This window comes from Burkholderia anthina, assembly GCF_001547525.1.
Classification (GTDB): Bacteria; Pseudomonadota; Gammaproteobacteria; order Burkholderiales; family Burkholderiaceae; genus Burkholderia; species Burkholderia semiarida.
The window spans coordinates 3,123,365-3,143,056 of sequence record NZ_CM003768.1; the positions used below are offsets into that span (position 1 = coordinate 3,123,365).

Below are 19,692 nucleotides of genomic sequence, written 5' to 3' on the forward strand. Positions count from 1 at the left end.
GTGCGGTCGATTCGTCATCAATTGCTGATCTGGCTGCTCGCGATCGTCGTCGCGGGCGTGGGCATGGCGGGCTGGCTCATCTACCGGCAGGCGCTCGCCGAAGCGAACGAACTGTTCGACTACCAGTTGCAGGAAATCGCCGCGGCGCTGCCGTCGGAGCCGTTCTCGCAGGTGTTCGGCTCGCGTACCAACGGCGACGAAGGCATCGTGATCCAGATCTGGAATCGCAACGGCGTGCTGATGTACTTCTCGCATCCGCGCGCGCCGATCGCGCCGCGCGCGGAGCTCGGCTTTTCGACCGAGCGCACCGATCGCGGCGAATGGCGCGTGTACGGCGCGATCGTCGGCGACAACGTCGTGCAGCTCGCGCAGCCGCTGTCGGTGCGCAACCGGCTGGCGGCCAACGTCGCGTTGCGCACGCTGTGGCCGCTGATCGTGCTGCTGCCGTTCCTCGGCGCGGCCGTGTGGATGATCGTCGGCCGCGGGCTCGCGCCGCTCGGCCGCGTGACGCGCGCGGTCGAGGCGCGCCGGCCGGAAGCGCTCGACCCGCTGCCCGACGCGCGCCTGCCGCTCGAGGTGCAGCCGCTCGTGCGGGCGCTGAACGGGCTGCTCGCGCGGCTGTCGGCGGCGCTCGACACGCAGAAGGCGTTCGTCGCCGACGCCGCGCACGAGTTGCGCACGCCGCTCGCGGCCGTGCAGATCCAGGCGCAGCTCGTCGCCCGCGCGAAGGACGATGCGTCGCGCGGCGAGGCGATCGCGGATCTCCAGGACGGCGTGTCGCGCGCGACGCGTCTCACCGAGCAACTGCTCGCGCTCGCGCGCGCGGAGCCGGACGGCGCGACGATGCGCGAGCCGGTCGACCTGCAGGCGCTGCTTACCGAGTGCGTGGCCGCGCATGCGCCGCTCGCGCAGCGGCACGACATCGATCTCGGCTTCGAGGAAACGTGCGCGGCGAGCGTCGTCGCGGACGTCGGCGCGCTGCGCGTGATGTTCGGCAACCTGCTCGACAACGCGGTGAAGTACACGCCGGACGGCGGCCGCATCGACGTATCGCTGACGCGCGACGCGGCCGGCCGCGCGTGCGTGCAGATCGCCGACAGCGGGCCGGGCATTCCGGCCGACGAGCGCGAGCGCGTGTTCGACCGCTTCTACCGCGACAGCACGGCGCGGGCACGCACCGACGTGTCGGGCAGCGGGCTCGGGCTCGCGATCGTCAAGCGCGTGGCGGCGCAGCAGGGCGCGACGGTGTCGCTCGGCGATGCGGCCGCGGGCGGCCTGCTCGTCAGCGTCGTGTTCCGCGACGCCGAGATGCCAACCCAGGCGCCGCAGCCTTCCGAATCCGCCTGAAGGGCGAGCCGGGCCGCCGGTAGCCGCGCGGCAGCCGCTTAAGCCTCGCTTAAGGCTGATTAAGCCTCCTTTAAGTCAGGGTCGTTACGCTGCGTCCTAACAACGAGGAGGTCCTACGATGAACACCCGATTCCTTGCGCGCGGCACCGTCGCGGTCGCCGTGGCGGCCGCCCTGTCGGCAGGCTATTTCGCCGGCACCCGCCGCGCCGATCCGCAGATCATCACGCCCGCGCAGGCCGCCATGATGCCGGCCGAAGCCGCCGCCAAGACCGGCATCCCCGATTTCTCCGGGCTCGTCGAAACCTACGGCCCGGCGGTCGTGAACATCAGCGCGAAGCATGTCGTGAAGCAGGTCGCGCGGCGCGCGCCGCAGCCGCAGCTGCCGATCGATCCGAGCGACCCGTTCTACCAGTTCTTCAAGCACTTCTACGGCCAGGTGCCGGGCATGGGCGGCGACGCGCAGCCGGACGACCAGCCGAGCGCGAGCCTCGGGTCGGGCTTCATCGTCAGCTCCGACGGATACATCCTGACCAACGCGCACGTGATCGACGGCGCGAACGTCGTCACGGTCAAGCTCACCGACAAGCGCGAATACAAGGCGAAAGTCGTCGGCGCCGACAAGCAGTCCGACGTCGCCGTGCTGAAGATCGACGCGAGCGGCCTGCCGACCGTGAAGATCGGCGACCCGGCGCAGAGCAAGGTCGGCCAGTGGGTCGTCGCGATCGGCTCGCCGTACGGCTTCGACAACACGGTCACGTCGGGCATCATCAGCGCGAAGTCGCGCGCGCTGCCCGACGAGAACTACACGCCGTTCATCCAGACCGACGTGCCGGTGAACCCCGGCAACTCGGGCGGCCCGCTGTTCAACCTGCAGGGCGAGGTGATCGGCATCAACTCGATGATCTACTCGCAGACGGGCGGCTTCCAGGGCCTGTCGTTCGCGATCCCGATCAACGAGGCGATCAAGGTGAAGGACGAGCTCGTGAAGACGGGCCACGTGAGCCGCGGCCGTCTCGGCGTCGCCGTGCAGGGGCTGAACCAGACGCTCGCGAGCTCGTTCGGGCTGCAGAAGCCGGACGGCGCGCTCGTCAGCTCGGTCGACGCCAACGGCCCGGCCGCGAAGGCCGGCCTGCAGCCGGGCGACGTGATCCTGTCGGTCAACGGTTCGCCGGTCGCCGATTCGACGTCGCTGCCCGCGCAGATCGCGAACCTGAAGCCGGGTTCGAAGGCCGACCTGCAGATCTGGCGCGACAAGTCGAAGAAGTCGATCAGCGTGACGCTCGGCGCAATGGCCGATGCGAAGCTCGCATCGAACGACGGCGGGCCGGTCGAGCAGGGCCGCCTGGGTGTCGCGGTGCGCCCGCTGTCGCCGCAGGAGCGCAGCGCCGACAACCTGTCGCACGGGCTGATCGTGCAGCAGGCCGGCGGCCCGGCCGCGAACGCGGGCATCCAGCCCGGCGACGTGATCCTCGCGGTGAACGGCCGCCCGGTCACGAGCCCCGAGCAGTTGCGCGACGCGGTGAAGGGCGCGGGCAACAGTCTTGCTCTGCTGATCCAGCGCGATAATGCACAGATCTTCGTGCCGGTCGACCTGAGCTGACCGGCAGCGGCCGCGGCCGGCCAGGCCGGCTGTGGCGGGCGCCGCCGCCGTGCGATCGCGTGACGCTGCGCCCCGTATGTGTTCCGACCCCAAGGAGAGAGCCATGCAAAATCTACGCAACGTGTCCCGATTTGCCGTCGCCGCAGCGCTGGCCGCCGGCCTCGCAGCCGGCGCGACCGGCGCGTACGCGCAGTCGGACGGCTTGCCCGCCGCGCGCCAGCAGGGCGACGTCACCTTCGTGTCCGGCGGCGTCGGGCTGGACGAATCGACGGCGTTCCAGCGCAGCGAGGCGCAGTGGCCGCTCGCGCTGCGCTTCACCGGCAAGGGCGGCGAGTTCCTGGCCGACGTCCATGTCCGGATCGTCGACAGCAAGGGCGCCGAAGTGCTGAAAACCGATGCGCGCGGGCCGTACATGCTCGTGAAGGTGCCGCCGGGGCGCTACACGGTGCACGCGTCGTACCAGGGTAGCGACGAATCGCGCGCCGTCACGGTCGGCGCGAAGGGCGGCGCGAAAGCTGCGTTCCAGTGGAGTGCGCAGTAGCCCGCCGCACGCGGCCGCGGTCCCGGTCGCGCAATCGGACGAAGTTTCGCCCATAATGAAAGCCACGGCATGCGTGCCGTGGCTTTTTCGTTTCCTGCCCCGGCCTGACTGCCGCCCGAAGGAGAAACGATGTCCGATGCAGCCGACCCTCGACTCGAAATCGTGCCGAACCGTCATCGCGTGCGCGTGATCCATCGCGGCATCACCTATGCCGATTCGCACGGTGCGCTGACCGTCCGTGAGGCGGGGCTTCCGGACATCCATTACCTGCCGCGCGGCGACGTCAACATGCGTCGACTCGTGAAATCGGGCGTCACGTCGGCCTGCCCGTTCAGGGGGCAGGCCGTGCATTTCGACTTGCAGACGGAAGACGGCGTGATCGAGAACGCCGCATGGAGTTACGAAGAACCGAAGGAGGCGGCGGCCGCGCTCGCGCTCTACGTCGCCTTCGATGTCGCACGGGTCGACAGTCTCGTCGAGACGTCCTGATGCGGCGCGCGTTCATCGGGGAGGCGACATGGAACTGAACGACACGTTACGCGTACCGCTCGCGCCGCCTGTCGTGCGGGACGCGCTGGAGGATCTCGCACTGCTGCGCGCGAGCTTCGATCATTGCGAATCGTTCGTGAAACTCGCGCACGGCGAATTCGCGCTGACGATCACGGTGCCGCTCGGCCCGCTGCGCGCCCGCTACGACGTGCGCGCGCACGCGGCCGCCGAGCAGGGCGACGCGCAAGGGCAGCCGCGCCGCGTGCTCAACTTCAAGGCGCGGGCCGACGGCCTCGGCGCGCTGCGCGGCCAGGTCGAACTCGTGCTGATGCCGGATGACGATGCGACCGCCACGCGGATCGAGTACGTGGTCTGGGCGACCGCGAGCGGGCCGCTCGCCGAGTTGCCGGGGCGGCAGATCGACAATGCGCTGCGGGAATGGACCGACACGTTCTTCCGTGAGTTCAGCGCGGTCGTGCAGGCGAAGCACGGCCTCGCGCCGAATCGCGCGAGCGCTTCTGCGCAGCGGCGCCAGCATGTGTTCCTGCGGCCGGCATCGCTGATGGCCGCGACGAAGCGTTCGCTGCCGCCGCATCTCGGCGGCGCGCTGAGCGGGCGGGCGGCGAGCGCGCTCCGGCATCGCGATTCCGGCACGGTGCCCGTGTGGGCGTGGGCGGCGATGATCGTGTTCGTCGCGCTGCTGCTTTACGCGGCACGCTGGTTCAACGGCGGCTGAGCGGCCGATCGGCCGCCCGGTTCCGTGTCACGGCCCGCGCTGCGCCCGCGCGGCGGGTATCACCGTCCCCCGTCGGCACCAGCTCCGGTGCCGCGAAATTCCCTCCGATACGCAGACGGCGACGTGCCGAGCGCGCCCGCGAAATGCTGGCGCAGCGACACGCTCGAGCCGTAGCCGGCCGCCTGCGCGATCGCGTCGATCGATTGGCCGGTGGTTTCGAGCAGAAGCCGCGCACGTGCGAGCCGCTCGGCCTGCAGCCACGCGGTGACGGTCGTGCCGGTCGCCTGGCGGAAGTGGCGCGTGAACGTGCGCCGGCTCATCAGCACGCGTTCGGCGAGCGAATCGACGCTGTGCGCGGCGTCGAGATGGCCGCGTACCCAGTCGAGCAGCCCCGCGAGCCGCGCGTCGCGCGGGTGCGCGGCGACCGGCTGCGGCACGTACTGGGCCTGCCCGCCCTGACGGTGCGGCGGGATCACGAGGCGGCGCGCGATGCGGTTCGCGGCGTCCGAGCCGAAGCGCCGCCGCACGACGTGCAGACAGCAGTCGAGGCCTGCCGCGGTGCCGGCCGACGTCATCAGGTTGCCGTCGTCCACGTACAGCACGTCCGGATCGAGCTTCACGCGCGGAAAGCGCTGCGCGAAATCGTCGGCCCATGCCCAGTGCGTGGTGGCCGGGTGACCGTCGAGCAGGCCGGCCGCGGCGAGCACGTAGGCGCCGAGGCACAGGCCGACGAGTTCCGCGCCGCGCGCGGCGACCGCGCGGACCGCATCGAGCAGCGCGTCGGGCGGCGTTTCGTCCGGGTCGCGCCACGAAGGCACGATGACGATGTCCGCATTGTCGAGCGCGTCCAGCCCGTACGGCGCGGTGATCGTGAAGCCGCCCGTCGTCGCGAGCGGGCCGCGCTCGGCCGAGCAGACGCGGAACTCGAACACGGGCGACGCGGCCGCGTCGCGTGCCTGGCCGAATACGACCGATGGCACCGACAGGTGGAACGGGCTGATGCCGTCGTACGCGATCACGGCGACGACGGTCGGAATGGAGCTGACGGGCGACGCGGCGGCGAGCATGGCGCGGTTCCGGGAAGGTGATGGCCCGATTCTATCGAAGAATGGCTATCGGGCCACTATCAGCGCGGGTCGCGCGCGCCGACAATGCATCGCATCGCACTGCTGGCCGTCCCGCTCCGGGGCGGGGCAGCGCCTCCCCGACCAGGAGATCGCCATGTCGAACACGGCCCCGCATTCCGCTTCCCGTCCCGCTGCCCGCCGCGCACTGATCGTGATCGACGTGCAGAACGAATACGTGACGGGCAACCTGCCGATCGAATATCCGCCGCTCGACGTGTCGCTCGCGAACATCGGCCGCGCGATCGACGCCGCGCACGCGGCCGGCGTGCCGGTGATCGTGGTTCAGCACGTCGCGCCGGCCGGCGCGCCGATCTTCGCGCCGGGCACCGACGGCGTCGCGCTGCACGCGGTGGTGGCCAGCCGGCCGTACGCGCATCGGATCGAGAAGGCGCAGGCGAGCTCGTTCGCCGGCACCGATCTCGCCGCGTGGCTCGACGCGCACGGGATCGACACGCTCGCGGTGGCCGGCTACATGACGCACAACTGCAATGCGTCGACCGTCTATCACGCGGCGCATGCGGGGCTGAAGGTCGAGTACCTGAACGACGCGACGGGCGCGCTGCCTTACGAGAACGAAGCGGGCGCGGCCAGCGCCGAAGAGATTCACCGCGCGTACGGGGTGGTGTTCCAGTCGAATTTCGCGGCGGTGATGTCGACCGACACGTGGATCGCGGGGCTGGCCGGCGCGGCGATGCCGGCGCGCGATTCGGTGGCCGCGTCGAACCGGCGGGCCCGCGCGCGGCGCGCGAAGGCGGCCTGACCCGGTACGGCGACGCGGCGCGCGATGCGCCGCGCGCTCAGTCGCGGTCCTTCAGCATCGCCGGGCTGTAGCGCAGCATGTCGAAGCAGCCGTCGACGAGCTTTTCGGCATGCTGCTCGGCGTCGATCTCGTCGGGCAGCATCAGCATGTCGCGCACGAAGCCGCTGACGAGCGTGTGCAGCATCAGCGCCGCACGCCACGTATCGAGCCGCTCGGGCAGCAGCTTGAGCCCCACGGCCGCCGCGAGATCGGCGTCGATCATGTGCAGCGCCTCGCTCATCCCCGCGCGGTTGCGCTGCAGCAGCGGCTCCATGTCCGCGACGTACTCGCACTTCATGAACAGGATGCTGAACACGCGCCGCAGCTGTGCGTCGCGCTGCACGCCGAGCAGGCACCAGATGAGGATCTGGCGCACTTTCTCCAGCGGATTGCCGCCCGGCGCGTCGAGCGGTATCCGCTTCAGTTCGTCGATCGGCAGGAACACGCGGTCGAACATCGCATCGAACAGTTCGCTCTTGTTCGCGAAATGCCAGTAGATCGCGCCGCGCGTCACGCCGGCGTGCTGGGCGATGTCCGCGAGCGACGTGTGCGACACGCCCTTTTCGAAGAACACGTGTTCGGCGGCGTCGAGAATGCGATTGCGCGTCTCGAGCGCCTCCTCCTTGGTACGTCTGACCATGTGCAGGCCTGATTGGATCGATCGTGGATGAATATAGGGTCCGCAACCCCTCGTCGCCGTCATGCGGACGGGCTATGCTGGCGGTTGGTAACAATCCGTAAGACTGAACAGCCGGCGGAGCACGAACGGGCTTTTTACATACATTCGTGAATGTATATACAATACCACCCTACGATCGAATGACCCAAGTGGCAATCAGTTAATATCCCACTCTGCTGATTCCCGCCCTAGTATCAGTCCGCAGTTCGCGGCATCCCCGTCGGCACGGAGGTCTCGTGCCGACGTGCTGTATCCAGCAGTCCAGTAATTCGGTGTTCGATCTGCGCCGCGAGGCGCATCCGTGTTGCGCTCCCGCCGGGTGCCGCACTTATTCCATTGGTTACACACAGAGGTCGCTCCATGCGCGTCGAACGGGTTCCATACCGCTTGATCACTGTCGCGGCAGCCGCGGTTTTCCTGGCTGCCTGCGGAAAAAAAGAATCGGCACCGCCGCCGCAAACGCCGGAAGTCGGCGTCGTCACCGTCCAGCCGCAAGCCGTACCGGTCTTCACCGAGCTGCCGGGCCGCACCAGCGCTTTCCTCGTCGCGCAAGTGCGTGCACGGGTCGACGGCATCGTGCTGCGCCGTGAATTCACCGAAGGCACCGACGTCAAGGCCGGTCAGCGCCTCTACAAGATCGATCCGGCGCCGTACATCGCGGCGCTGAACAGCGCGAAGGCGACGCTCGCGAAGGCGCAGGCGAACCTCGTCACGCAGAACGCGCTGGTCGCGCGCTACAAGGTGCTGGTCGCCGCGAACGCGGTCAGCAAGCAGGACTACGACAACGCGGTCGCCACGCAAGGCCAGGCCGCGGCGGACGTCGCGGCCGGCAAGGCGGCGGTCGACACCGCGCAGATCAACCTCGGCTATACGGATGTCGTGTCGCCGATCAGCGGCCGCGTCGGCATCTCGCAGGTCACGCCGGGCGCCTACGTGCAGGCGAGCCAGGCGACGCTGATGTCGACGGTGCAGCAGCTCGATCCGGTGTACGTCGACCTCACGCAGTCGAGCCTCGAAGGGCTGAAGCTGCGCCAGGACGTGCAGAGCGGCCGCCTGAAGACGAGCGGCCCGGGCGCGGCGAAGGTGTCGCTGATCCTGGAGGACGGCAAGACCTACTCGGAGCCGGGCAAGCTGCAGTTCTCGGACGTGACGGTCGACCAGACCACCGGCTCGGTGACGATCCGCGCGGTGTTCCCGAACCCGGGCCGCGTGCTGCTGCCGGGGATGTTCGTGCGCGCACGGATCGAGGAAGGCGTGAACGAGAACGCGTTCCTGGTGCCGCAGATCGGCGTCACGCACGACCAGAAGGGGCAGGCGATCGCGATGGTCGTGAACGCCAGCAACAAGGTCGAGCCGCGTCCGCTGAAGACGACCGGCATGCAAGGCCAGAACTGGATCGTGGAAGGCGGTCTGCAGGCGGGCGATCACGTGATCGTGCAGGGCGTCGACAAGGTGCGCCCGGGCGCGACCGTGAAGACGGTCCCCGCGCAGCTCGCGCCGGCGGCCGATGCCGCCTCGGGCGCCGCTGCCCCCGCCGCGCCGGCCGCTGCCGGGTCCGGCGCCGCCGCCGCTTCCGGTGCCGCCGCATCGGGCGCCGCGCCGGCGAGTGCTGCCGCTGCTTCGAGCGCGCAATAACAGGGAGCCTGTTTCATGGCAAAGTTTTTTATCGATCGCCCGATCTTCGCGTGGGTGATCGCCATCATCCTGATGCTGGCCGGGGTTGCGGCGATCTTCACGCTGCCGATCTCGCAGTATCCGACGATCGCGCCGCCATCGATCCAGATCACCGCGAACTACCCGGGCGCTTCCGCGAAGACGGTGGAAGACACGGTGACGCAGGTGATCGAGCAGCAGATGAGCGGTCTCGACAACTTCCTGTACATGTCGTCGACGAGTGACGACTCGGGCAACGCAACGATCACGCTGACCTTCGCGCCGGGCACCAACGCCGACATCGCGCAGGTTCAGGTGCAGAACAAGCTGTCGCTCGCGACGCCGGTTCTGCCGCAGGTCGTGCAGCAGCTCGGTCTGTCGGTCACGAAGTCGAGCAGCAGCTTCCTGCTGGTGCTCGCCTTCAACTCCGAAGACGGCAGCATGAACAAGTACGACCTCGCGAACTTCGTGGCGTCGCACGTGAAGGATCCGATCAGCCGGCTGAACGGCGTCGGTACCGTCACGCTGTTCGGCTCGCAGTACGCGATGCGGATCTGGCTCGACCCGAACCGCCTGACCAACTACGGCCTCACGCCGGTCGACGTCAGCTCGGCGATCACCGCGCAGAACGTGCAGATCGCGGGCGGCCAGATCGGTGGCACGCCGGCGAAGCCGGGCACCGTGCTGCAGGCGACGATCACCGAATCGACGCTGCTGCAGACGCCCGAGCAGTTCGGCAACATCCTGCTGAAGGTCAACCAGGACGGCTCGCAGGTTCGCCTGAAGGACGTCGCGCAGATCGGCCTCGGCGGCGAAAACTACAACTTCGACACGAAGTACAACGGTCAGCCGACCGCGGCACTCGGTATCCAGCTCGCGACCAACGCGAACGCCCTCGCGACCGCGAAGGCCGTGCGCGCGAAGATCGACGAGCTCGCACCGTTCTTCCCGCACGGCCTCGTCGTGAAGTATCCGTACGACACGACGCCGTTCGTGAAGCTGTCGATCGAGGAAGTGGTCAAGACGCTGCTCGAAGGTATCGTGCTCGTGTTCCTCGTGATGTATCTGTTCCTGCAGAACCTGCGGGCGACGATCATCCCGACGATCGCGGTGCCGGTCGTGCTGCTCGGCACGTTCGCGATCATGTCGATGGTCGGCTTCTCGATCAACACGCTGTCGATGTTCGGTCTCGTGCTCGCGATCGGCCTGCTGGTCGACGATGCGATCGTGGTGGTCGAGAACGTCGAGCGCGTGATGGCGGAGGAGGGGCTGTCGCCGAAGGAGGCGACCCGCAAGGCGATGGGGCAGATCACCGGCGCACTCGTCGGCGTGGCGCTCGTGCTGTCGGCGGTGTTCGTGCCGGTGGCGTTCTCCGGCGGCTCGGTCGGCGCGATCTATCGTCAGTTCTCGCTGACGATCGTGTCGGCGATGGTGCTGTCGGTGCTGGTCGCGTTGATTCTGACGCCGGCGCTGTGCGCGACGATCCTCAAGCCGATCCCGCAAGGGCATCACGAAGAGAAGAAGGGCTTCTTCGGCTGGTTCAACCGCACGTTCAACAACAGCCGCGACAAGTACCACGTCGGCGTGCACCACGTGATCAAGCGCTCGGGCCGCTGGCTCATCATCTATCTGGTCGTGATCGTCGCGGTCGGCCTGCTGTTCGTGCGCCTGCCGAAGTCGTTCCTGCCCGATGAGGACCAGGGCCTGATGTTCGTGATCGTGCAGACGCCGTCGGGCTCCACGCAGGAAACGACCGCGAAGACGCTCGCGAACATTTCCGACTACCTGCTGAAGGACGAGAAGGAAATCGTCGAATCGGCGTTCACCGTCAACGGCTTCAGCTTTGCGGGCCGCGGCCAGAACTCGGGTCTCGTGTTCGTCCGCCTGAAGGATTACGCGCAGCGTCAGCATGCGAACCAGAAGGTGCAGGCGCTGATCGGCCGGATGTTCGGGCGTTACGCGAGCTACAAGGACGCGCTCGTGATTCCGTTCAACCCGCCGTCGATTCCGGAACTCGGTACCGCTGCCGGTTTCGACTTCGAGCTGACGGACAACGCCGGTCTCGGCCACGACGCGCTGATGGCCGCGCGTAACCAGTTGCTCGGGATGGCGTCGAAGGATCCGACGCTGCAGGGTGTCCGTCCGAACGGCCTGAACGATACGCCGCAGTACAAGGTCAATATCGACCGCGAGAAGGCGAATGCGCTGGGCGTGACGGCGGATGCGATCGACCAGACGTTCTCGATCGCGTGGGCGTCGAAGTACGTGAACAACTTCCTCGACACCGACGGCCGGATCAAGAAGGTGTACGTGCAGGCCGACGCGCCGTTCCGGATGACGCCGGAAGACATGAACATCTGGTACGTGCGCAACGGGTCGGGCGGGATGGTGCCGTTCAGCGCGTTCTCGACCGGTCACTGGACGTACGGTTCGCCGAAGCTCGAGCGCTACAACGGCGTGTCGGCGATGGAAATCCAGGGGCAGGCCGCACCGGGCAAGTCGACCGGTCAGGCGATGGCCGCGATGGAAACGCTCGCGAAGAAGCTGCCGGTCGGTATCGGCTATTCGTGGACGGGCCTGTCGTTCCAGGAAATCCAGTCGGGCTCGCAGGCGCCGATCCTGTACGCGATCTCGATCCTCGTCGTGTTCCTGTGTCTCGCGGCGCTGTATGAAAGCTGGTCGATCCCGTTCTCGGTGATCATGGTCGTGCCGCTCGGCGTGATCGGTGCGCTGCTCGCGGCCACGATGCGCGGCCTCGAGAACGACGTGTTCTTCCAGGTCGGCCTGCTGACGACCGTGGGCTTGTCCGCGAAGAACGCGATCCTGATCGTCGAGTTCGCGCGCGAGCTGCAGCAGTCGGAGAAGATGGGGCCGATCGAGGCCGCGCTGGAAGCGGCGCGCCTGCGGCTGCGTCCGATCCTGATGACGTCGCTCGCGTTCATTCTCGGCGTGCTGCCGCTCGCGATCAGCAACGGCGCGGGCTCGGCGAGCCAGCACGCGATCGGCACGGGCGTGATCGGCGGAATGATCACGGCGACGTTCCTCGCGATCTTCATGATCCCGATGTTCTTCGTGAAGATCCGTGCGATCTTCAGCGGCGAGAAGGAAGACGTCGACGAGGCGCTGCGCCTGGCTCAGGAGCACTCGCACCACGAAGAGAAGCCGGGCAACGGCGACGAAGGCAACAAGGGACAGTGATGATGCAAAAACACGCTTTGACTGCAATCGCAGTCGCGCTCCTTGCCACGGGCTGCACGATGGCGCCGCATTACAAGCGGCCCGACGCACCCGTCGCGCAGGCGTACCCGGCCGGCGGCGTCTACGCGACGCAGCCGGGCGCGGCCGGCGCGCGCAGCGCGAACGGGCAAGCTGCGACCGCCATCGGCTGGCGCGAGTTCTTCGTCGATCCGCGCCTGCAGCGGCTGATCGAGATCGCGCTGAAAAACAACCGCGACCTGCGCGTGTCGGTGCTGAACATCGAGGCGGCGCGCGCGCAGTACCAGATCACGCGCGCGGGGCTGTTCCCGACGCTCGACGGCACGGGCACGGGCAGTATCCAGCGCGTGCCCCAGGGCCTGTCGCAGACCGGTGCGCCGTACATCTCGCGCGCCTACAACGTCGGGCTCTCGGCATCGTGGGAGCTCGACCTGTTCGGCCGCGTGCAGAGCCTGAAGGATCAGGCGCTCGCGCAGTACCTGTCGACGTCGTATGCCCGGCAGGCATCGGAAATCTCGCTGGTGTCGCAGGTGGCTGACCAGTACCTGACGCTGCTGTCGACCGACGATCTGCTGAAGGTCACCGAGAACACGCTGAAGACCGCGCAGGCGTCCTACGACCTGACGAAGCTGCAGTTCGACAACGGCACGGGCTCCGAGCTCGAGCTGCGTCAGGCGCAGACCGTGGTCGAGACGGCGCTCGCGAACCAGCAGGCGCAGGCGCGAGCGCGTGCGCAGGCGCTGAACGCGCTGGTGCTGCTGATCGGCGAGCCGCTGCCGGACGACCTGCCGGCCGGCATGCCGCTCGACGCGCAGAATCTGCTGACGGACGTGCCGGCAGGCCTTCCGTCGGATCTGCTCACGCGGCGTCCGGACGTGATGCAGGCCGAGCAGACGCTGCTGGCTGCAAACGCGAACATCGGCGCGGCGCGCGCGGCATTCTTCCCGCGCATCTCGCTGACGGGTGCGTTCGGCACCGGCAGCCCGACGCTCGGCGGTCTGTTCAAGGCCGGCACGGCCGCATGGTCGTTCGCGCCGCAGATCACGATGCCGATCTTCGAGGGCGGGCAGAACATCGCGAACCTGAATCTTGCGAACGTGCAGAAGCGCATCGAGATCGCCAACTACGAGAAGGCGATCCAGTCGGCGTTCCGCGAAGTGGCGGATGGCCTCGCCGCACGCGGCACGTACGACCAGCAGATCGCGGCGCTCGAGCGCAACGAGCACGCGCAGCAGCGGCGCTTCGACCTGTCGGACCTGCGGTACAAGAACGGCGTCGACAGCTACCTGTCGGTGCTGACCGCGCAGACGGATCTGTACTCGGCGCAGCAGTCGCTGATCAGCGCGCGTCTGGCCCGCTGGACGAACCTGGTCGACCTGTACCGCGCACTCGGTGGCGGGTGGATCCAGCGTGCCGGCGAAGCGCCGCGCGCGCCGGATGCACCGGTCGACTACGACAAGGCGGCCGCGCCGGCGCCTGCGTCGGCAGCGGCGAACGGGTAACTGTGGTTATCCTGCCTGCGTGCGGTCGCTTCGCACGCAGGCAGGACGATTCGGGTGTTAGTTCTGTAGCACGTTGGCCGTTGCGAATGATACGAAACGCAACGGAGACAACGTAGGGCCAGCCCATGATTGTTGGTCCTCGAATGCGCGGTAACCTTGCGTGGGAACGCTGCAGTGATCCAGGCGGAACACGTGTGTACTTCGGCAGCGGGCGTGAAATCCACGGGCCGGCGCCGTCGAGCACGACGCGTACCGGCTAACCATTCAGCTTCTCGTTTCGACCAAGCGATGATCATCCCTCTTCGGTAGCCTGTCGCCCACCGACAGTCGAATCTCCCCCTCGATTCTCCAATTCAGGCCCATCGCTCGATCGAAGCGAGCGGCTGCAGGTTCATTATTGTTGAACGGTGCTTATAACAATTAGCTATACGAAATTCGAATTCGTCTGATTGCTTCTTCTTTCTCGTCCGTGCAAATTTTGTATGGAGCATTCCTCACCCATTGTCGAGAAAGGAAATCCGGATGAAGCGCGAGCCCGCTGCACCGACTCATCTTTTTGCCACCATCGGGGCGCTCACCGAGCGCGGTGGGCGGGTAACCACTGCTACCAGCGGCCTGGCAGTTGCCGGGCTTGTCGTTGCCCGTGTTGGCGATGTCGTCACTTACGAGGATGGCAGCGAGGCCGTCATTATGGATGACGCAGGCCAATATGCGATTTGCAGCGACAAGCCGTTTGCGCTGGTGGGTAGCCGGTTGAGCAACGGCGATCGTATCGTCGAAACGCTTCAGCGGTTGTGGGGAATTCATGTACCGACTGGCGAAACGGCCGAGGGATTGTTTAACAAGGATTATGTGCCGCCGCCCGCGTCGCCGCGCTACCGATTGGCTGTACGAGGAGCCACGACCGCGCGAGGCGGTGCGTTGCGCGAAGTCACCGGCACGTGGGACACCGGTGTCCGGCTTGGCAGGGCTGGTGTCGTAGGTAATCAGATTCACTACGCAGACGGCTCGACTGCGCGAATCGTAAGCGGCCTTGGGCGGGTGGATAACGGAGACTTCCAGCCGCTGGCTTTCGTCGGTAGCGAACTGGATAACGGCGACGTCATTACCGATAGCCCTGAGCGTGATGGCTTGGTATCGGCTGACGCCTTCGCCGTTGTGAGGCGTCCAACTGTTGCGCATCGAGGCGAGAATTCATGATCCGTTATTTCCTTGCCAAAGGTGACCGGGGCGGCAGCGCCACGATTACGGAAGGATTGGAGGGCGTCACCTGTTCCAATCCGCCGCCGCGCGTGCATATCGCAACGCTCTACATGAAGACGTACTGCACGGCATGCAAGCAGGAAGGGTTTGTCGCCCCGGAGGGGCCACGTTGGCCCGGCACTGGACCAAACGGCAAGCCGTGGGCGTTGAGTGGTGATATCAACGTCTGCGATTGCAATCCGCCACCTGTTTTCTACGCCGAGCGCGGCATGAAGATGACCTTTGCCGCGGAAGAGGTGGCGCGGTTGACAGGGAAGAATGACTTAGGCGTCGCTCCTGCAAGAGGACGCACTGCGGTCCATGATCAGCAGTTCGTCATTCGCAACAAGAAGTCCAGGCAACCTGTTGCAGGCGTTCGGTATTGGATTACAAATTGCCGTGGTGACGTGCTGGCATCAGGGACTACCGATGCGCAGGGCCATACCATGCGAGTGGTCACGCTGAAGCCCGAGTCGGTAAAACTGGAAGTCAGCGGGGAAGAAGAATGAGTGATGGCGATCGCGTAGCAATTGCGGAGGCGATGACAGACCTGAAAGAAGGTTCGGTAATCGAAGCATTGATATCGAACGGGCCGCCCATCTGTCCAAACATGACCGATGCGGAATTTCGCCGTATGGTTCTAACGTTACGCGACAGAGCCGTACGAATGATCGACGTACGGCTCGTAGACTTGCGCAGGTGGGGGGCGGTCGAACGTCAACGCGTCGCAACGTGGTTTGGCTCTGACCCTGAACCAGAATTAGTCCCGGTCGGAAGTGGAGATTTCCGGCTTGTGACCCTGAACCAGAATTAGTCCCGGTCGGAAGTGGAGATTTCCGGCTTGGTTGAGTTGTCAGGCGAGGCGGATTCCCTTGCCTGACGGGCGAATTCGGCGGGCGTCATCCACTGCAATGCAGAGTGGGGGCGCACCTCGTTATAGTACGTGCGCCAGTCGTCGATTTTGCTCTGCGCGTCGGCCAATGACAAGAACCAATGTGCGTTCAGACATTCCTGCCGGAAACGCCCGTTGAAGCTTTCGACCTTGGCATTGTCAGTGGGCGTGCCCGGCCGACTGAAATCCAATTCAACGCCATGTTCGTAGGCCCAGCGATCCATTGCCTTCGAGATGAACTCGCTGCCATTGTCGACCTTGATCGTGGCGGGGTGCCCACGTGTTGCAGTAATACGCATCAGCGCTTTGACCACATGCTCTCCCTTCAGACTTTGTCCGACCTCGATGGCCAAACATTCCCGTGTGTAGTTGTCGACGACGGTCAGAGTCCGAAGGCGTCGCCCATCGAACAGGGCATCTGCAACGAAATCCATGCTCCAGATTTCGTTGATCGCGGTCACGATGTGCTTGGGCTGTCGCAGCCGAGCCGATTTGTTACGTCGTGGTCGCTTATGCCGCAGTGACAGGCCCTCCGCACGATACAGCCTGTAGACGCGCTTGCAATTATCTCGCCAGCCTTCCCGTCGCAGGACCACATGAACGCGTCGATACCCGTAGTGCACGCGCGTGGCGGTGATTTCCTTGATACGCATGAGCAGCGCCGACGAATCGCGCGCAACCGACTGATACCGATACAGCGAACGAGACATGCCAAACAACGCGCATGTCTTCGTCAAGCTGGTTCGATAGCGATCACGCAACTCATCGATCAACATGCGCCGACGGGAAGGCTTCAGAGCTTTTTTGCGAGTACGTCCTGCAGCATGGCCTTGTCCAGGCTCAGGTCTGCTACGAGCCGCTTCAACTTCGCGTTTTCCTCTTCGAGCTGGCGCAAGCGGCGCAACTCAGAAGGTCCCAGACCTCCGAATTTCTTCTTCCAGTTGTAGAAAGTCGCCTCGCTTATTCCGAGCTTGCGGCAGATCTCTTCGACCTTCGTCCCCAACTCGGCTTGCTTCAGTGCAAATGCGATCTGCTCTTCCGTAAACTTGCTTGTCTTCATGGCATGGCCTTCGTGTCCGCTTGGACACATCATGCCGAATTTCTCTACTTTTGAACCGGACTATTTCTTGGGTCAGGGTCAGCTCAAGCGATGAAACGATTCGGCAACGTCTGACAGTCGGACTCGCACAAGTAAGTCGGGTGATGCGCGATCTCAAGCCTGGAAACTTTGTTCGTCACTCAGAGGAACTTGATCGGTATCTTGGTTGTACGCCGAATAACAAGGACCCTGATGGTGCCGTCGCTCATGTTTGCGGTCCTGACACAGCTACCCATACTATCTGTATCCATGAGAATTTTTGTGGGATGCGTCCCATATCCAGCGCGAAGGACTCGATGTTATCGACGCTGATTCATGAGTGCACTCATTTTGCCGATACTTTCGGCGCTCAGGATCATCAATATTTCATGCGCGAGTGCTTGGTATTGGCGCGGACGCGCCCCGATCTCGCAATCAATAATGCGGATAGCATTGCCGGGTATATTATCTATGAAGACTAGAGGCGGCGTGGCGCAGCAATCCTTGTTGAATCTGATCGAGTCCAACGGAAGATCGATATGATGAAAGGACCGGCATGTATTGCGTTGGCGTTTTTCTCGGCCGGAACATTCGCCTGCTCCCCGGTTCATACGCTTGATGTTTCGTTTGAACGAGATTCTGCCAAAGTATCCGGCGACGAGCTCATAAAGCTGGCGAACTGGGCGATAGACCTTCAACTCAAATATCCCAATCTTGATCGTACGTCCGTCGGTGGCCTTGCCAACGCTGACGAAAGGCAGCCGCGCGTGCTGGCTCAACAACGCGCGGAAAGTGTCAAGAGGCTTCTAGTCACATTGGGGCTCGGTCGAGCACCTGTCGACGTCGATGCCAGGCTTTATAAGTCGCATCATCTGAACGGTGTGCCGGATAATGGCCGACGAGTAGAAATCGACTTCCTTCCCGGTTGCCCGCATGAATGCCCTTGCCAAGTGGAATGAGGTATTGGCCGCGATCTGCCGCGCAGCGGCAGTGCTGCCATTTCGACGATGTGAAGCAGCCTCTTACGCACCATGCAGTAAGCGCCGGCCAGTCACGAGCCGACGCATGCCTGGTGTTCGTCAGTGCAGATCGACAGGCCGCCCGTCGAAATCATGCCCCGCGCGACGGATCTCGCACTTCGCCTCCTTTTCGCCCTTCACGCCGTTGAACACGATGTTCAGGATCACGGCCGTGGCCGACGCCAGCAGGATGCCGCTGTGCAGGATCGGTGCAAGCGCGGGCGGCAGCTTCGAGAAGAAGTGCGGCGACACGACCGGCACGAGGCCCATGCCGACGCTCACGGCGACGATGAACAGGTTGTGCGAGTGATTCACGAAGTCGACCTTCGACAGCACCTTGATGCCATTCGCCGCGACCATCCCGAACATCACGATGCCTGCGCCGCCGAGCACGAACGGCGGCACCGACGCGACGACCTGCGCCATCTTCGGAAACAGGCCGAGCAGCACGAGGATCACGCCGCCCGTCGCACACACGAAACGGCTCTTCACGCCCGTCACGCCGATCAGGCCGACGTTCTGCGAGAACGACGTGTGCGGGAACGAGTTGAAGATGCCCCCGATCAGCGTGCCGAGGCCGTCGACGCGCAGGCCGCGCACGAGGCGCTCCTGGTTGACCGGGCGATCGACCATGTCGCCGACCGCGAGGAACATCCCGGTCGATTCGATGAACGTGACGAACATCACCGTGACCATCGTCACGATCGACAGCGGGTCGAAGTGCGGCAGGCCGAAGTGGAACGGCATCACGAAGCCGACCCACGGCGCATGCGCCACGCCGTCGGTGTTCACGCGGCCGAGCGCGAATGCGATCACGAAGCCGGCGACGATGCCGAGCAGCACCGAGATGTTCGCGATGAAGCCGCGGCCGTACTTGTTGATCAGCAGGATCAGCGTGAGCACGAGCAGCGACAGGCCGAGATAGACGGGGCTGCCGTACTCGGGGTTGCCGACGCCGCCGGCCGCCCAGTTGATGCCGACTTCCATCAGCGACAGCCCGATCACGGCGATCACCGTGCCGACCACCACCGGCGGGAAGAACCGCAACAGCTTGCCGATCATCGGCGCGAGCACGATGCCGATGATGCCGGCCGCGATGGTCGAGCCGAAGATGTCGAGAATGCCGAGGCCGGGGTTCGTGCCGATCGCGATCATCGGGCCGACGGCCGCGAACGTGCAGCCCATGATGACGGGCAGGCGGATCCCGAAGATCCACAGGCCCAGCGTCTGGATCAGCGTGGCGATGCCGCACGAAAACAGATCGGCGCTGATCAGGAACGCGATCTGGTCTTTCGGCAGCTTGAGCGCCGCGCCGACGATGAGCGGCACGGCGACGGCGCCGGCGTACATGACGAGGACGTGCTGCAGGCCAAGCGTTACCAGCTTGCCGGTCGGCAGCACCTCATCGCACGGATGGACCGTGTTCGATTGCATCTGTCTCACTCCATGATCTTGTTTTCGGGGTGATACGAAGTTATTCGGAATGAATCCATGCAACAAGAGCACTGGGTTCTATTCCGTTCTTTGCTGGTTCGATATGCCATGTCGGTATGGAACAGGGGGGCGATCATCGGGAAACTGCCGCGGGAGTGACGCGTACCGGTTTTATAGCGCTTCAAAATAGCGCCGGCCCCCCTGTCAAATATGGGGTGCTTTATGGTGTGTATCGCGCGGGCCGCATAGTGGCAAAAAAGGGCGTACGGAAAACGTGCCGGGTTAACCCGCGAGCGGCCGCTTTTGCGTGCAGGGTGCGGCCTCGTCAATCTCCCGGC

17 protein-coding genes are annotated in these 19,692 nt (G+C 65.3%); 13 read left to right on the forward strand and 4 right to left on the reverse strand.

The features are described from left to right. The 5 genes from WS64_RS14255 to WS64_RS14275 all read left to right on the forward strand — a co-directional run bounded on the left by WS64_RS14255 (position 1) and on the right by WS64_RS14275 (position 4,713). Positions 1 to 1,347, forward strand: a complete 1,347-nt coding sequence (locus tag WS64_RS14255; RefSeq protein WP_060315136.1) for an ATP-binding protein — start codon at positions 1 to 3, stop codon at positions 1,345 to 1,347. Positions 1,348 to 1,465: 118 nt separating this feature from the next. Next, positions 1,466 to 2,947 carry a DegQ family serine endoprotease gene (locus tag WS64_RS14260; RefSeq protein ID WP_059578544.1) on the forward strand — a complete coding sequence of 494 codons (1,482 nt, stop codon included), beginning with the start codon at positions 1,466 to 1,468 and terminating at the stop codon, positions 2,945 to 2,947. A gap of 103 nt (positions 2,948 to 3,050) precedes the next feature. Then, entirely contained in the window at positions 3,051 to 3,488 is a 438-nt protein-coding gene (locus tag WS64_RS14265; RefSeq protein ID WP_059643104.1) for a carboxypeptidase-like regulatory domain-containing protein, read from the forward strand. A gap of 129 nt (positions 3,489 to 3,617) precedes the next feature. After that, on the forward strand, positions 3,618 to 3,977 hold the full coding sequence (locus WS64_RS14270; protein WP_059643106.1) for a DUF427 domain-containing protein: 360 nt from the start codon (positions 3,618 to 3,620) through the stop codon (positions 3,975 to 3,977). Positions 3,978 to 4,005: 28 nt separating this feature from the next. Further along, the gene (locus tag WS64_RS14275; protein WP_059578536.1) at positions 4,006 to 4,713 is read left to right on the forward strand and encodes a CoxG family protein; all 708 of its coding nucleotides are present in this window, start codon (positions 4,006 to 4,008) and stop codon (positions 4,711 to 4,713) included. A 59-nt stretch (positions 4,714 to 4,772) separates the two neighbouring features. Here WS64_RS14275 and WS64_RS14280 read toward each other — a convergent pair whose 3' ends face one another. Further along, positions 4,773 to 5,780, reverse strand: a complete 1,008-nt coding sequence (locus WS64_RS14280; RefSeq protein ID WP_060966710.1) for a helix-turn-helix domain-containing protein — start codon at positions 5,778 to 5,780, stop codon at positions 4,773 to 4,775. A gap of 154 nt (positions 5,781 to 5,934) precedes the next feature. Here WS64_RS14280 and WS64_RS14285 point away from each other — a divergent pair, with 154 nt between their 5' ends. Further along, positions 5,935 to 6,600 carry a cysteine hydrolase family protein gene (locus WS64_RS14285; RefSeq protein ID WP_060966711.1) on the forward strand — a complete coding sequence of 222 codons (666 nt, stop codon included), beginning with the start codon at positions 5,935 to 5,937 and terminating at the stop codon, positions 6,598 to 6,600. Positions 6,601 to 6,637: 37 nt separating this feature from the next. Here WS64_RS14285 and WS64_RS14290 read toward each other — a convergent pair whose 3' ends face one another. Beyond that, entirely contained in the window at positions 6,638 to 7,279 is a 642-nt protein-coding gene (locus WS64_RS14290; RefSeq protein WP_060966712.1) for a TetR family transcriptional regulator, read from the reverse strand. A gap of 399 nt (positions 7,280 to 7,678) precedes the next feature. Between WS64_RS14290 and WS64_RS14295 the strand changes: the two genes are divergently transcribed. From WS64_RS14295 to WS64_RS32875, 5 genes are all read left to right on the forward strand, one after another. Further along, the gene (locus tag WS64_RS14295; protein ID WP_060966713.1) at positions 7,679 to 8,953 is read left to right on the forward strand and encodes an efflux RND transporter periplasmic adaptor subunit; all 1,275 of its coding nucleotides are present in this window, start codon (positions 7,679 to 7,681) and stop codon (positions 8,951 to 8,953) included. Between the two features lie 15 nt (positions 8,954 to 8,968). Next, a complete protein-coding gene (gene bpeB, locus WS64_RS14300) occupies positions 8,969 to 12,169 on the forward strand; it encodes an efflux RND transporter permease BpeB (protein ID WP_059643492.1) in 3,201 nt (1,066 codons plus the stop codon). Then, positions 12,169 to 13,689: an efflux transporter outer membrane subunit gene (locus WS64_RS14305; RefSeq protein ID WP_060966714.1), complete on the forward strand. Its 1,521-nt coding sequence runs from the start codon at positions 12,169 to 12,171 to the stop codon at positions 13,687 to 13,689. The genes bpeB and WS64_RS14305 overlap by 1 nt, the downstream gene beginning before the upstream one ends. Before the next feature lie 522 nt (positions 13,690 to 14,211). Next, positions 14,212 to 14,889 (forward strand): PAAR domain-containing protein, encoded by a 678-nt coding sequence (locus WS64_RS32870; protein WP_081103830.1) that lies wholly within the window; start codon positions 14,212 to 14,214, stop codon positions 14,887 to 14,889. Next, positions 14,886 to 15,440: a PAAR domain-containing protein gene (locus WS64_RS32875; protein WP_081059325.1), complete on the forward strand. Its 555-nt coding sequence runs from the start codon at positions 14,886 to 14,888 to the stop codon at positions 15,438 to 15,440. The genes WS64_RS32870 and WS64_RS32875 overlap by 4 nt, the downstream gene beginning before the upstream one ends. Before the next feature lie 301 nt (positions 15,441 to 15,741). Here WS64_RS32875 and WS64_RS14310 read toward each other — a convergent pair. Beyond that, a protein-coding gene (locus WS64_RS14310) for an IS3 family transposase (protein WP_155720390.1) occupies positions 15,742 to 16,883 on the reverse strand; the annotation gives its coding sequence in 2 pieces (ribosomal slippage) (positions 15,742 to 16,631 and positions 16,631 to 16,883; 1,143 coding nt in all). Positions 16,884 to 17,026: 143 nt separating this feature from the next. Here WS64_RS14310 and WS64_RS14320 point away from each other — a divergent pair. Both WS64_RS14320 and WS64_RS34300 read left to right on the forward strand, forming a co-directional pair. Then, positions 17,027 to 17,383 (forward strand): M35 family metalloendopeptidase, encoded by a 357-nt coding sequence (locus WS64_RS14320; RefSeq protein WP_244166555.1) that lies wholly within the window; start codon positions 17,027 to 17,029, stop codon positions 17,381 to 17,383. Between the two features lie 57 nt (positions 17,384 to 17,440). Continuing rightward, complete coding sequence (locus tag WS64_RS34300) at positions 17,441 to 17,860, forward strand: OmpA family protein (protein WP_155720427.1); 420 nt, start codon at positions 17,441 to 17,443, stop codon at positions 17,858 to 17,860. Positions 17,861 to 17,980: 120 nt separating this feature from the next. Here the strand turns inward: WS64_RS34300 and WS64_RS14325 are convergent, their stop codons facing one another. Continuing rightward, positions 17,981 to 19,354, reverse strand: coding sequence for a nucleobase:cation symporter-2 family protein (locus tag WS64_RS14325; protein ID WP_059578514.1), 1,374 nt, complete (start codon positions 19,352 to 19,354; stop codon positions 17,981 to 17,983). Between the last annotated feature and the right edge of the window lie 338 nt (positions 19,355 to 19,692).

Excerpts from the sequence above, each read along its gene's own strand:
- WS64_RS14260 (WP_059578544.1), top strand. The coding sequence starts at position 1,466 with ATGAACACCCGATTCCTTGCGCGCGGCACCGTCGCGGTCGCCGTGGCG.
- WS64_RS14265 (WP_059643104.1), top strand. The coding sequence starts at position 3,051 with ATGCAAAATCTACGCAACGTGTCCCGATTTGCCGTCGCCGCAGCGCTG.
- WS64_RS14270 (WP_059643106.1), top strand. The coding sequence starts at position 3,618 with ATGTCCGATGCAGCCGACCCTCGACTCGAAATCGTGCCGAACCGTCAT.
- WS64_RS14275 (WP_059578536.1), top strand. The coding sequence starts at position 4,006 with ATGGAACTGAACGACACGTTACGCGTACCGCTCGCGCCGCCTGTCGTG.
- WS64_RS14280 (WP_060966710.1), bottom strand. The coding sequence starts at position 5,780 with ATGCTCGCCGCCGCGTCGCCCGTCAGCTCCATTCCGACCGTCGTCGCC.
- WS64_RS14285 (WP_060966711.1), top strand. The coding sequence starts at position 5,935 with ATGTCGAACACGGCCCCGCATTCCGCTTCCCGTCCCGCTGCCCGCCGC.
- WS64_RS14290 (WP_060966712.1), bottom strand. The coding sequence starts at position 7,279 with ATGGTCAGACGTACCAAGGAGGAGGCGCTCGAGACGCGCAATCGCATT.
- WS64_RS14295 (WP_060966713.1), top strand. The coding sequence starts at position 7,679 with ATGCGCGTCGAACGGGTTCCATACCGCTTGATCACTGTCGCGGCAGCC.
- bpeB (WP_059643492.1), top strand. The coding sequence starts at position 8,969 with ATGGCAAAGTTTTTTATCGATCGCCCGATCTTCGCGTGGGTGATCGCC.
- WS64_RS14305 (WP_060966714.1), top strand. The coding sequence starts at position 12,169 with ATGATGCAAAAACACGCTTTGACTGCAATCGCAGTCGCGCTCCTTGCC.
- WS64_RS32870 (WP_081103830.1), top strand. The coding sequence starts at position 14,212 with ATGAAGCGCGAGCCCGCTGCACCGACTCATCTTTTTGCCACCATCGGG.
- WS64_RS32875 (WP_081059325.1), top strand. The coding sequence starts at position 14,886 with ATGATCCGTTATTTCCTTGCCAAAGGTGACCGGGGCGGCAGCGCCACG.
- WS64_RS14320 (WP_244166555.1), top strand. The coding sequence starts at position 17,027 with ATGCGCGATCTCAAGCCTGGAAACTTTGTTCGTCACTCAGAGGAACTT.
- WS64_RS34300 (WP_155720427.1), top strand. The coding sequence starts at position 17,441 with ATGATGAAAGGACCGGCATGTATTGCGTTGGCGTTTTTCTCGGCCGGA.
- WS64_RS14325 (WP_059578514.1), bottom strand. The coding sequence starts at position 19,354 with ATGCAATCGAACACGGTCCATCCGTGCGATGAGGTGCTGCCGACCGGC.